9 protein-coding genes and 1 pseudogene are annotated in these 12,649 nt (G+C 44.0%); 5 read left to right on the top strand and 5 right to left on the bottom strand.

The annotated features are described in order from the left end of the window. Positions 1–234 precede the first annotated feature (234 nt). From IAE30_RS26675 to IAE30_RS26700, 5 genes and pseudogenes are all read left to right on the top strand, one after another. On the top strand, positions 235–687 hold the full coding sequence (locus IAE30_RS26675; RefSeq protein ID WP_200539126.1) for a Fur family transcriptional regulator: 453 nt from the start codon (positions 235–237) through the stop codon (positions 685–687). A gap of 73 nt (positions 688–760) precedes the next feature. Further along, positions 761–2,143: a cysteine--tRNA ligase gene (gene cysS, locus IAE30_RS26680; protein ID WP_200539174.1), complete on the top strand. Its 1,383-nt coding sequence runs from the start codon at positions 761–763 to the stop codon at positions 2,141–2,143. A 76-nt stretch (positions 2,144–2,219) separates the two neighbouring features. Next, a pseudogene (locus IAE30_RS26690) lies at positions 2,220–3,343 on the top strand (NAD(P)/FAD-dependent oxidoreductase). An 11-nt stretch (positions 3,344–3,354) separates the two neighbouring features. Then, the gene (locus IAE30_RS26695; RefSeq protein ID WP_200539124.1) at positions 3,355–4,995 is read left to right on the top strand and encodes a nucleoside recognition domain-containing protein; all 1,641 of its coding nucleotides are present in this window, start codon (positions 3,355–3,357) and stop codon (positions 4,993–4,995) included. Between the two features lie 13 nt (positions 4,996–5,008). Further along, the gene (locus IAE30_RS26700) at positions 5,009–5,245 is read left to right on the top strand and encodes a hypothetical protein (RefSeq protein WP_200539123.1); all 237 of its coding nucleotides are present in this window, start codon (positions 5,009–5,011) and stop codon (positions 5,243–5,245) included. A gap of 41 nt (positions 5,246–5,286) precedes the next feature. On the opposite strand, the gene IAE30_RS26705 is transcribed toward IAE30_RS26700, so the two are convergent. From IAE30_RS26705 to IAE30_RS26725, 5 genes are all read right to left on the bottom strand, one after another. Next, positions 5,287–6,159 (bottom strand): 6-carboxytetrahydropterin synthase, encoded by an 873-nt coding sequence (locus IAE30_RS26705; protein ID WP_200539122.1) that lies wholly within the window; start codon positions 6,157–6,159, stop codon positions 5,287–5,289. A gap of 601 nt (positions 6,160–6,760) precedes the next feature. Then, entirely contained in the window at positions 6,761–7,930 is a 1,170-nt protein-coding gene (locus IAE30_RS26710; protein ID WP_200578534.1) for a MalY/PatB family protein, read from the bottom strand. Then, positions 7,914–8,777, bottom strand: a complete 864-nt coding sequence (locus tag IAE30_RS26715; protein ID WP_200539120.1) for a DUF3737 family protein — start codon at positions 8,775–8,777, stop codon at positions 7,914–7,916. The genes IAE30_RS26710 and IAE30_RS26715 overlap by 17 nt, the downstream gene beginning before the upstream one ends. A 183-nt stretch (positions 8,778–8,960) precedes the next feature. Continuing rightward, entirely contained in the window at positions 8,961–12,083 is a 3,123-nt protein-coding gene (locus IAE30_RS26720; RefSeq protein WP_200681295.1) for an efflux RND transporter permease subunit, read from the bottom strand. 32 nt (positions 12,084–12,115) lie between these two features. Further along, positions 12,116–12,595 (bottom strand): efflux RND transporter periplasmic adaptor subunit, encoded by a 480-nt coding sequence (locus tag IAE30_RS26725; RefSeq protein ID WP_200578540.1) that lies wholly within the window; start codon positions 12,593–12,595, stop codon positions 12,116–12,118. Between the last annotated feature and the right edge of the window lie 54 nt (positions 12,596–12,649).

The following is a 12,649-nucleotide window of genomic DNA, read 5'->3' on the forward strand; positions in this document are numbered from 1 at the left end:
GATGATTAAGCTCTCACATTTTGATACCGACTTAGGGCCGACTTCGTGGTGGCAACCACGCATCGCTATCTGCAGTCAACTAAACCTGTCCTAAACATGCCCCCGACAAATCACTTATCCTGCTGGTATACTGCTCTTGAACAACTGCAAGCACACTGGACTTAACGCAATTAGATTGCGATAATATAATCTATCTCATAAAACACAACTGTATTGCACTAAAGAGGTGCCTGAATGGATAAAATTCCTGCACATGAGCAAAAATGGCGTGAGCTATTGCGATCGCATGGCCTGCGGGTGACCTCTGCAATGCTGGCGACACTGGCCTGCCTTGAGCAGAGCAGTGATGCATTGAGTCGTGAAGAGTTATTTCTGAAGCTCGGGGATAACTCCCCTGATCGTGTCACCCTTTACCGGATTCTGGAAAGGTTGATGCAGATAGATGTGGTTCAGCGTTTTACAGATTCTGCGCGCACTCATCATTTTTCGTTAAAACAAACAAGCTCAATGGGTAGCTTTGAATGCGATCAATGTCGCCATGTTATTCCCATTGAAAATGATCCCGTTCTCTCAGCTGCCATGCAGTTGGTGAAAGCTCGCCTGTCCGAACAGGGAATGGCAGAGCGTGAAGTGACACTGGCAAGCTTTGGCATTTGTTCGGACTGCAATCAAACTCCTCACTCTTAATCTTCTACTCTCTTTTTCTTAGCCGTGCTCTGCCTGAACACGGTTTTTCATCTATGGAAACAAGGTGCGTCAATTGATTAAACTTACCAACACTTATGGAGGGCTAAAACAGCCTTTCACCCCTATCCGCAAGGAGCAGATTGGCATTTACGTTTGTGGCGTTACCGTCTATGACTTATGCCATCTGGGACATGGGCGCACATTTGTCGCCTTCGACACCATTGTGCGTTACTTACGTTATTCAGGTTTTAATGTTAAATTTGTCCGTAATATCACCGATATTGACGATAAAATCATCATGCGTGCAAATCAGACAGGTGAACCCTGGCAGCAACTTGTCACGCGTATGACCTCTGAAATGCATCAGGATTTTTCGGCGCTTAATATTTTGCCACCTGATGTTGAGCCAAAACCCACCGATCACATTCCACAAATTATTAACCTGATTGAGCGGTTAATCGATCGCGGTCATGCCTACGTGACGAATGAACAGGACGTGATGTTCTTAACAGCCTCGGCGAAAGACTATGGCAAATTGTCCGGACAAAATCTTGAAAATCTAAAATCTGGGGCACGTATTAAAGTTAATCAGCAGAAGCGCAGCCCTCTCGACTTTGTGTTGTGGAAAGCAGCTAAACCGGGTGAGCCCTCCTGGCCTTCACCTTGGGGAGCAGGGCGCCCCGGATGGCATATTGAATGTTCAGCCATGAACAGTTATCACCTTGGGAATCATTTTGATATACATGGGGGAGGTTCCGACCTCATTTTCCCACATCATGAAAATGAGATAGCTCAGTCCACCAGCGCTCACGATGGTCCTTATGTAAATTACTGGCTACACACTGGCATGGTGACTGTTGACCAGGAAAAGATGTCGAAGTCTCTTAATAACTTCCTGACTCTGAGAGAGATGCTTAAGGTCTACAATGGTGAAGTACTGCGTCTCTTCTATATCTCTGGTCATTACCGCAAACCCCTGAATTTTACTCAGGGAAATGTCGACTCTGCGCGGTCAGCCCTCACCCGCCTTTACTCTGTATGTCGTTTAGCCAATGGAGTAGAAAGCCAGGATCACGATGAGTGGGTGGATCGTTTTCAGCATGCAATGAATGATGACTTTAATACACCAAAAGCATTAGCGGTGATGTTTGACCTGGCCAGAATTGCCAACCAAAAAATGGCAGAGGAGCCGGAAGAAGCTGCGGCTTTAGCTACAACCCTCAGATCTCTGGGGCAGGTACTCGGGTTGCTTTATCAGGATCCTGAGCGCTATCTACAATCAAATCCTATCTTGGATCAGCTGCAACTGGACCATATTGCTGACCAGGTGAAGGAACGCGAACTTGCCCGTAGCAACAAGGAATGGGAGCGTGCTGATATTATTCGAGCCTGGCTTGAAGAGCATGGCGTCGAGCTTGAAGATAAAGACGGTAAAACCCACTGGAAGGTGAAGTAACATCTCGTAAACAGGAACTACTCGCAATCCCTTTATGTTATGTTATAACGTTGCATTTTATGTGCAGGATAAAGTTATGATCGTACAAAAAGACGTTGTGATAGTTGGTGCTGGCCCCGCAGGAGTGGGCACCGCCTCACTTCTGCGTCAAATTGGGGTTAATGATTTGTTACTCATTGACCGCCATGAAAGGGTGGATCTTTTTTACGCTGGCCGCAAGAGACCCGATTTATCACCCCCTCATTTTATGCCAATCCCTACGGACACATTGACCTGAATGCCGTGACGCCCAACAGTTCACCAGCGCTCTCTGCGGGAGTGGAGCATCTCGACGGAACGGATTACGCGAAGTATTTGCAAGAGGTCATAGATACAAACGATATAGAAACGTTGACCTCAACTCATATCACTGAAGTCTCACTGACGCGCAAAGGCAAATTCCGTTTGCTTTCGTCGCTTGGTGAGATCTGGGAAACCCCGGTGCTTGTATGGGCCACCGGCGAATATCAGTTTCCTGATAAAAATGTCTTTGAGGGCGCCGAACTTTGCTGCCACTACGCTCAGGTTAACAGCTGGCGCGATTTCACACCGGATGATTACATCGTTATTGGCGGCTATGAGAGTGCGGTGGATGCAGCATTAAATTTGCTCGATATAGGCTGTAACGTCAGATTGCTAACCCGCTCAGCCCCATGGGCCAATAACCATATTGCAGACCCCAGTATCAGCCTTTCGCCTTACACTCGCCAGCGGCTGCAAAAAGTGATGGGCAACCGCCATTTTGAGATTTATGAAGATGCAGATGTCACCGCTGTTTTAAAATTAACAGATCCAGGTGGTGGATACCGGATACATACCTCTGACGGTCGGGCATGGTTATCCCACCAGCGCCCTATCCTTGGAACCGGCTTCATTTGCGGGGGTGGAGCACGACAATTGGCACCCTTTTTTGACTGGAATGCTTCGGGTTACCCTTTACTGTCACCTGCGGACGGCTCGACTCGGTTTCCAGGTCTCTATCTGGTTGGTCCACAAGTGCGGCATGACCACCATATCTTTTGTTTCATCTATAAGTTTCGACAGCGATTCTCGGTTGTGGCAAAAGCCATTGCTCAGCAACTCAACCATCCGATCAGTGATGAAAACTGGCAAACGCTTTACGGCGATGTTTGCTGCCCGGATGACAGCTGTGGTTGCTGAAGGAGGACTTTATGACTCATTTCGCGCTCATAGGGCTTGAGAGTGCAGGTAAATCAAGCCTCTTTAACCTTCTGACAAAAAGCGCGCTCAGCGATGAACGAAATATTCGTGGCTCTACGGTATTCTGCCGTGAATATACGCTTGAACAAGGTCTGGGGCGGCTCATTGATACGCCTGGTATTCGTTACCTAGATGACAATACGACCACAGAGATAGCGTTATCAGCCTTAGATCGCAGCGATGTCATTATCGTCGTTATTCGTGCTACACACGCGCTCGCTGAATGGGACTTACTACGACAAATAGTGCAACGTTATAAACGCAGAATGGCCATAGTTATGACATTCACAGATAAGGTTACCTCAAGTATTGAAACACTTAAGGAGGAGTTCAGCAAAATAACACAATCCCCAATCGTTGCGCTTGATACCCGCCACGCCGATGAAAATGAAAGGCAGCAGCTGTTAAGCCTTTTAGCTAAGACATATGCACAGTCTCAGCCAGAGAGGCATCAAGAGCAAAATATACCGGTTTTGGATGTCACGACTGAAACTCCACAACGGACATGGTTTGAACATCCTTATATAGGCCCTCTTCTTTCTGTGATTTGTATTGCGCTGCTCTATGCATTTCCTGTCTGGCTCTCCTGGCATATATCTGATGCATTGCAACCTGTTGCGGATCAGTTTCTTATTCGTCCATTGGCAGAACGACTTTCGCAGGCCCCTGCACTTGTTCAGACAATGCTTAACGGTAGCTATGGGTTGGTTTCGCTGGGCTTGTATTCTTTTATCTGGGCTTTTCCAGTGGTCATGTTAATTGGTCTTTCAGTATCCGTAACGGAAGACAGCGGAATTAAAGAACGGATAATAAACTCTCTGGACCCTTGGCTCAGTAAAATCGGGTTAAGAGGCGACGACCTGCTTCCTATATTGAGTGGTTTTGGCTGTAATGTCGTTGCGGTAATTCAAAGTCGGAGTTGTTCAAATTGCACCCGTAAGAATTGCATCAGCACCATTGCTTTTGGTTCGGCCTGCAGCTATCAAATTGGCGCGACACTCTCAATATTCAGTGCAGCAGGGTATCCGGAATTATTTGCCCCCTATTTAATTTTACTGTTCGCCACCGCTTGTCTCCATACGCGTATCTGGCAGGTTGCTGCAGCTCATATGCCAACAAGAGCATCGATGCATATCAGCTGGTTGCAACTACCTCGCTGGCGCGCCGTGAATTGGGCATTAAGAAATGTTGTAGCACAGTTTCTTCGTCAGGCCATGCCGCTTTTCCTGCTGATCTGCCTTGCAGCCACCTTGCTGAATTACTATGGTATAATTGATAATATATGCTATTTACTCGCACCGGCAGCTCAATTCTTTCACCTTCCTGCAGAGGCTCTGCCGGGTATAGTTTTTTCATTACTGCGGAAAGATGGCTTGCTGGTATTAAACCAAGATAATGGCCTAATTCTTCATTCTCTGAGTCTTGTACAACTCATCATCGTTGTCTGGCTGGCCTCTACCTTGATGGCCTGTTTGGTCACAATTATTACTATAGCACGGGAAGTATCATGCTTTTTTGCTGCAAGCCTAGTGGGTAAGCAGGCCTGCACTTCACTGCTAATTGCAGCGCTTATTTCATTAACCCTGACTTAATTTTGGAGTGAAAATGATCCCTCAAACCTACCAAGAATGGCATCACTGTATTGTAGACGAATGTAGAATTGAGCTGACAGAAGAATTTATTCTGCAAAGATTAGATATTATGAAAAATAAAGCACATCAGGAAACACGTCGTATGATTTCTCTATACGGAAAAATGCATCTTGAGAAACTAATCACATGGTTTACCGCTGCATACAAAGAAAAAACAGTGGAGACCAAGAATCCTCTTAAATACACTTAATCAAGAAAAATATCGGAGAGAAAGCATCCTCTCCGATATATTTAAACAATCGCGCCTTTCTCAATACCTTCATATGCATGAACAACAAGATTGCCCAAGTCAGGTTGCGAATAAACCATATCCTGTTTGATGTAACAAGCAATTCTCTCAACTGTCGTGTCATAAGGCAGAATTTCAACTCTCCCATGCCTTATCAGGAGTTCGAATCGTCCCTGAGTACTGGTGTAGGCGGAAGCAATCAAATTTTCATTTGCTATCTGTTGAGCACCTACAGAAAGTTTCGAAAAATCAGCAACAACATCTTCTTCAGACATTAGATAGCAGTCCCGCCAACGTTTTGCCCAAAACATTTCCCACGAGGGGTGTCGCTCCCCATTGATGTAGATTCGGATAGCTGAACGATGCCCGTGCGCAATTCGCTGACAATTCCCTTCATGCTTTTTTAAACCATGAGCATAATGATAGTAGTGACCACCGATGTGTTCTTCACGTAATGACACAGAAACACTTTCAATATTAGCTGGCATTATGGCATTAATTCTTGTGGTTAACCATCTTTCAATAACGTCTCTGTTAATTTTCCCCGACTGAATTGGACAAAAAGCTTTAACAGGACCCGAGACATAGCAGTCAACTTCCCCCTCATCCGTGCGCAGAGTTACTTCTGCTGTCAAGGCTTTACTAACAAATGAAACTTGAGGACTGTTCCAGGGTATGACCAGCGCATGATCAATGGTCTCGTCAATATACTTCTTTATTTCCTTTTTTAATTTGGAAAAGTCCATCACCATGGATTGATGATCAAGTTCACCTTTGATGTTGATATCAACAATTAGACTTTCCCCGACTAATCCTCTCTGTATATCCAAAAATGAAAAATCGATAACTGTTAAATTATTAACAAATAGTTCCATAACACATTAAGACCTTAATAGAAGTTTGCATAAGAAAACAGCGGATGCCTAGCCACTTTCAAAATGATCAGTTAAACCATGTCTCAAGAGGAACAGGTAACTTACACAGTTATCCGGCCTCAAACACATGATTCATCGGTTACCAGTTAAGCTTCAGATTTATCACAAAGCCTATGCTCATCCATTCCTATACCTATGAACACCATGTCTGGCATGCAGTGGCTTTATCCTTAACCAATAAAGCATATGTTATAACATAACACATGTTATTACCATTGAGAGGAATGTAAAATGCTTAGTCATTGGAAGATAAATCCACTTGTTTATTTTTTAAACACTAAAATGATATCGTATGCATATCAGTGAGTTACAGAAAAACAAAAAATTGAGAAGCTAACAACTGAGTCTAAAAAAATAATCCCGCCCTCAATCATTTTGATAAAATAAGAGCGTAGCATTGCGAAATATGCAGTTAATTCCTTTTAACACAAAGGTATTTCCGTAGAGTACGTCATGCAGACCCCTCCATTTCCTAACATTAAACCAACATACAATGGGGATGCTTTCTTTAAGTATAACACTCTGTTATTTGGAATGATTTTTATATCCCATTCATTTTGCACACATGCTTTATTCTATTTAATGCACGCCTTAACTGTGAAATATTACAAGCAAGATTGATTCTTATAAAATTATTACCAACACCGCCGAAAATTGAACCCTTATTAACGATTATTCCAGCTTTATCTTCCAACAAATCCGCAAATTCATCCCCTGAATACCCAGTTCGTGAACAGTCTACCCATGCCAGATAGGTAGCCTCAAGGGGGATAACAGTAAGCAATGGTAGCTGAGAAGAGAAAAATTCAGTGATAAATTTATAGTTCTGTTGAACATATGATTTTAGCAATTCAAGCCAATCTTCACTCTCATTGTATGCTGCAATTAGTGCATCTGCTGCAAAGGCGTTAAGATCACAGGTTTCATGAATATTAATGGCCTTATCAATTTTCATCCTCCACTCTGGGTTTTCACATATAATATTAGCCACCTGCAAGCCAGCAAGGTTAAAACCTTTGCTTGGTGAGTAGCACGTCACCACCATTTGGGATATTAAGGATGACAGGCCCGCGACTGGAATGTGCTTTTTTGGTTCATAAACTAAATCACTATGAATCTCATCAGAAATGATGATAATATTATGTCGCTGACATATATCTGCTACCCTACTCAATTCATCTTGCGTCCAGGCGCGTCCAACAGGATTATGAGGGTTGCACAGTAGCAGTGCTTTAGTATCATTGTCTGCTGCTTTGTGCTCCAAATCATCAAAGTCAATTTCATATCGCCCTGATGAGAACGACAGTGCATTATTTATAATTCTGCATCCCTGATTTCGAATTGATGACCTGAAGTAATTGTAAACAGGTTCCTGTATAATAATACCATCACCCGGATTCAGCAAACCTCGAATAATGGCCGACAGAGCCGGAAGCACGCCAGTTGTGTATAGAATCCATTCAGTTTTAACTTTGAAATAGTATCTTTTATTTAACCAGTTAGTAATGGCCTTAAAGTACTCATCAGGTACAGTTGAATATCCGTAAACACCAAGCTTAGCCATTTTCTCAACAGCATTCTGTATGGCAGGAGAAACTCTAAAATCCATATCAGCGATCCATAGGGGTATAACGTCTTCTCCTTTATAATTATCCCATTTGCTTGAATTAGTGCCACTCCTAATTATTTCTTGATCAAATGGATTGCTCATATACTTTCCCTCCTATGGTAATCAGACACGCACCGGGGTTGATGCAATGTTCATCCAAAATAATCTCTCCTATGCTTTTCGCTGTAATTCTCCCTTCTGCTGGATTTTTTATACTCTCAATATTACTATCAATATCTACATTAAGCGTTGAGTATTCAAAACAAAGATCAGTCTCTTCCATTACACATCCCTGCATTACCAAGTTACTGGCATAACATAGAGGTTGCTCTCCAGATATTTTACAATTGATTAACTTAAGATTTTTTGAATGCCAACCCAGGTATTCACCCTTGATTGTACTATTGAATACGGTGACATTTTCAGTGTTCCAAAAAGCATCTTTAGAGTTTATGTTGGAATTCATGACAATGACATTCCGGGCATCCTGGAACGAATAGTTTCCGTTCAACTCCATATTCTTGATGAAAATATTTCTCCCATTCATCAATATATAATCAGCCTCAGAAAACTCAACGTTTAAAAGGGAGACATGTTCGCAATTCCACAAATACTCATGTGCATGAGGAAAAACTGAGTTTTCAATGTAAAGATTATTCACTACGCGGAACATTTTAGGCGCTTCAACATTGCAATTATGCATTCTGACCTGTTCTGAGTACCAAATTGCCGCACGACCTCCAGACTTAAAGTAACTATGGTTAATCTCTATGTTACAGTTGTGCCAGAATGGATATTTACCATCAAACGTGCAATTTGATACTTTTATATTTCCCGCTTGCTTTACCGGTGACTCACCTTGATTAAATATTACATTTTTCAGTATAGTGTCTTTTAATGCGAAGAGTTGCCTTTCACCCTCAAAAGACTGATCGATGATGTTATGCATAAATTTAAAACCCGATAAAATGGTGAACTAGATAATTACATAGAATAACAATATTCTATTTTAATTCTTTAATGATTAAATATTAATAACAAAATTTTGAATGGAGACATGAGCCACGCTCATGAAAATGAAGTTTTTTTATCTCTTTAGACCCGGCTTAAGCCGGGTCAGTTAAAAAACGACTCAATCTTCTGTTTTCTGTCGAGCAGGGAATCTCCTGCGCACAACGACAAAAAAGATCGGTACAAAAAATATTGCAAGAATTGTAGCGGTAGCCATGCCGCCTAGCACACCAGTCCCTACTGCATTCTGTGCGCCTGAGCCAGCTCCAGTACTGATGGCCAGCGGCACCACACCCAGCATAAAGGCTAAGGACGTCATCATGATGGGGCGAAGACGCATCCTGCATGCTTCCATAGCCGCTTCGACAAGTCCCTTACCTTCCTTTTCATTGAGTTCACGTGCGAACTCGACAATCAGAATCGCATTTTTTGCAGCCAATCCGATAGTAGTGAGTAACCCAACCACAAAATAAACGTCACTAGCCAGTCCTCTGAGTGTAACGGCCGCAAGTGCACCTATTACCCCCAAAGGTACGACCAGCATCACTGCAAAAGGTATTGAAACGCTCTCATACAATGCTGCGAGACAAAGGAAAACAACAATCAGAGATAGCGCATACAATGCGGGTGCCTGCTCCCCTGTCATACGTTCCTGGTAAGACATACCCGTCCAGTCATAACCAATTCCTTGCGGCAGTTGCGAAGCCAGCTGTTCCATTAAGGCCATGGCTTCACCTGAACTTTTACCGGGCACAGGAGCCCCCAGTATTTCTACTGCAGATAGGCCGTTGTATCTCTCAAGCTTGGGTGAACCATAAACCCACTCAGCAGATGCAAAACTCGAAAACGGTACCATTTTCCCGTTACCCGCGCGGACGTACCAATCGTTGAGGTCTTCTGGTCGCATTCTGTAAGGCGCATCGCCCATTACATAGACTTTTTTAACCCTGCCTTTATCAATAAAATCATTTACGTAACTCCCGCCCCATGAGGTGCTGAGTGTTGTATTGATATCGCTGAGCGTAAGTCCCAGTGCAGTTGCTTTTTCCTGATCAATGTTAATTTTGTACTGTGGTGTATCTTCCATACCGTTTGGTCTGACCGCAGCGAGTACATCCGGATGCTGCCGAGCCAACTCAAGTAATTTGTCTCTGGCTTCAATCAGTGTTTCATGGCCTAGGCTAGCCTGGTCAATCAATTCAAAATCAAAGCCTGAGGCGTTTCCAAGTGCAATGATTGGTGGGAGGTTGAACGCAATGACTTGGGCATCCATGATTTTACTGAATGCTCTGGAAACACGCGCGGCTATAGCATCAACCTTATTCTCCAAGCCAGGACGTTGATCCCACTTTTTTAAGCCAACAAACGCAACACCCAGATTTTGCGCCCGCCCGGCAAAGGAATAACCGTTGACCGTGAGCACACTGTCGACGTTATCTTTTTCTTTGGTGAGATAATAATCATTAATCTCATCCAAGACTTTTTGTGTACGTTCCTGCGTTGCACCAGGCGGCAAAATGGCCTGTGTTGCGATGACACCCTGATCTTCTGAGGGTAAAAATGAAGTCGGCAATTGCATGAACAGTAATGCCATCCCCCCCACGAGTGCCCCGTAAATAACCAGAAAACGACCAGTGGATTTCATCATACGACCAACGATCGTTGTATAGTGCGTAGTGCTTTGCTCAAACTTACGGTTAAACCACTCAAAAAACGCATGTTTTTTTGCAAGATGACCTGGTCTAATCGGCTTAAGTATGGTGGCACAAAGTGCTGGCGTCAGTATCAAAGCAACGAGCACGGATAAAACCATTGCAGAAACAATCGTAATAGAGAACTGTCGATAAATTACGCCGGTGCTACCGCCGAAAAAGGCCATAGGTACAAACACAGCTGAAAGGACCAACGCCACACCCACCAGCGCACCCTGTATCTGCTCCATTGATTTGCGAGTGGCTTTTTTAGGAGAGAGCCCCTCTTCATGCATCACTCGTTCGACGTTCTCAACCACCACTATCGCGTCGTCCACGAGCAAGCCTATGGCCAGAACCATCCCAAACATCGTCAAGGTGTTTATTGAGTAGCCAAAGAGAGCCAGCACCGCAAATGTCCCTAAAAGCACTACAGGTACTGCAATCGTTGGAATGAGCGTTGCCCTAAAACTCTGTAAAAACAGATACATAACGAGAAAAACTAAAATAACGGCTTCAATTAGTGTTTTTACCACTTCATGAATTGATATGGAAATGAACGGAGTCGTATCCCAGGGATAAACAACTTTAAGTCCATGAGGAAAATAGGGCTGAAGCTCAGCAATTTTTGCCCGTATGTTTTTTGCTGTATCAAGAGCGTTGGCTCCTGCGGCTAATTGAATTCCTAAAGCTGAAGCAGGTTTACCATTTATCTTAACTACAAACTGATAAGTTTCGCCGCCTCTTTCAATACGTGCTACATCATGCAAACGGACACTTGAACCGTCAGGATTAACTTTCAGGAGAATATTGCCAAACTCTTCGGGTGATGTTAGGCGTGTTTGTGCAATGATCGATGCATTCAGCTCCTGACCTTTTTCCGGAGGCGCGCCGCCAATCTGGCCTGCGGCAATCTGCGCATTCTGGCTTTTGATCATATTAATGACATCCAGTGGGGTCATCTGATAGCTGTTGAGTGCATCAGGTCGTAGCCAGATACGCATAGCGTATTGGGTACCAAACAACGTGGTGTCACCAACACCACTTATTCTGCTGATAGGATCTTTCAGGTTCGACCCGACGTAGTCTGCAATGTCCTGCATACTCATTTGCCCGGTCTCATCGACAAATCCCGGAACAAGGAAGAATGCACCTGAAGACTTACGGACCGTTACGCCCTGCTGCTGAACCTCCTGTGGAAGCAGAGGGGTAGCCAATTGCAGTTTATTCTGTACCTGCACCTGTGCAATATCAGAATTCGTCCCCGTTTCAAAAGAGAGGGTAAGTTGAAGGTTGCCCGTCGCATCACTATTTGATGACATATACAGCAGACCATCAAGGCCACTCATATTTTGTTCAATGACCTGAGTAACCGTATTCTGCATTGTGGTGGCATCAGCGCCAGGATAGTTTGCCTGAATCTGTATTGCAGTGGGTGCTACATCCGGATATTGCTCGATTGATAGTTTTAAAATAGCTATTGCGCCTGCAAGCATTACAATTGTAGCCAAAACCCAGGCAAAGATTGGCCGGTCTATAAAGAACTTAGACATTAATTAGATGTTCCATTCATAGAGTGCTTAAATCAGGATTTGTCGTCTGCGGACATTTCTTGAGGGGTAACCTGTGTACCAGGCTGTACGCGCTGAATGCCCGAAACGATAACGCGTTCACCGGCAGAAAGACCTCCGGAGATACGCCATTTGTTTCCAATCGTACCAGCCAGAGTGATTTTCCTTGCCTCGACCTTATTCTGGCTGTTTACAACCATTGTGAGGGCATCTCCCCGAGGTGTATGTGTGACAGCTTGCTGGGGGATGATTATTGCCCGAGAGTCTTTCCCTTGATTAAGACGGGCGCGGACAAACATTCCTGGAAGTAACCGGTGTTCTGGATTAGGTACAATGGTTCTAAGAGTTATTTCTCCGGTTGTGCGATCCACGCTCACGTCTGAAAACTGTAATTTTCCCTTGTGCGCGTAAGTTGAACCATCCTCCATCAGAACATTAACGTCTACACCATCTTGAGTGCGTTCAAGCCTGCCCGAATTGATCTGATCTTGCAGTCGTGTATTAGCTCAGACCTGATCTGACAGTTACCGGTTATTTATACAGGTGTC

Source organism: Pantoea sp. S61 (genome assembly GCF_016625145.1).
GTDB lineage: Bacteria > Pseudomonadota > Gammaproteobacteria > Enterobacterales > Enterobacteriaceae > Pantoea > Pantoea rwandensis_B.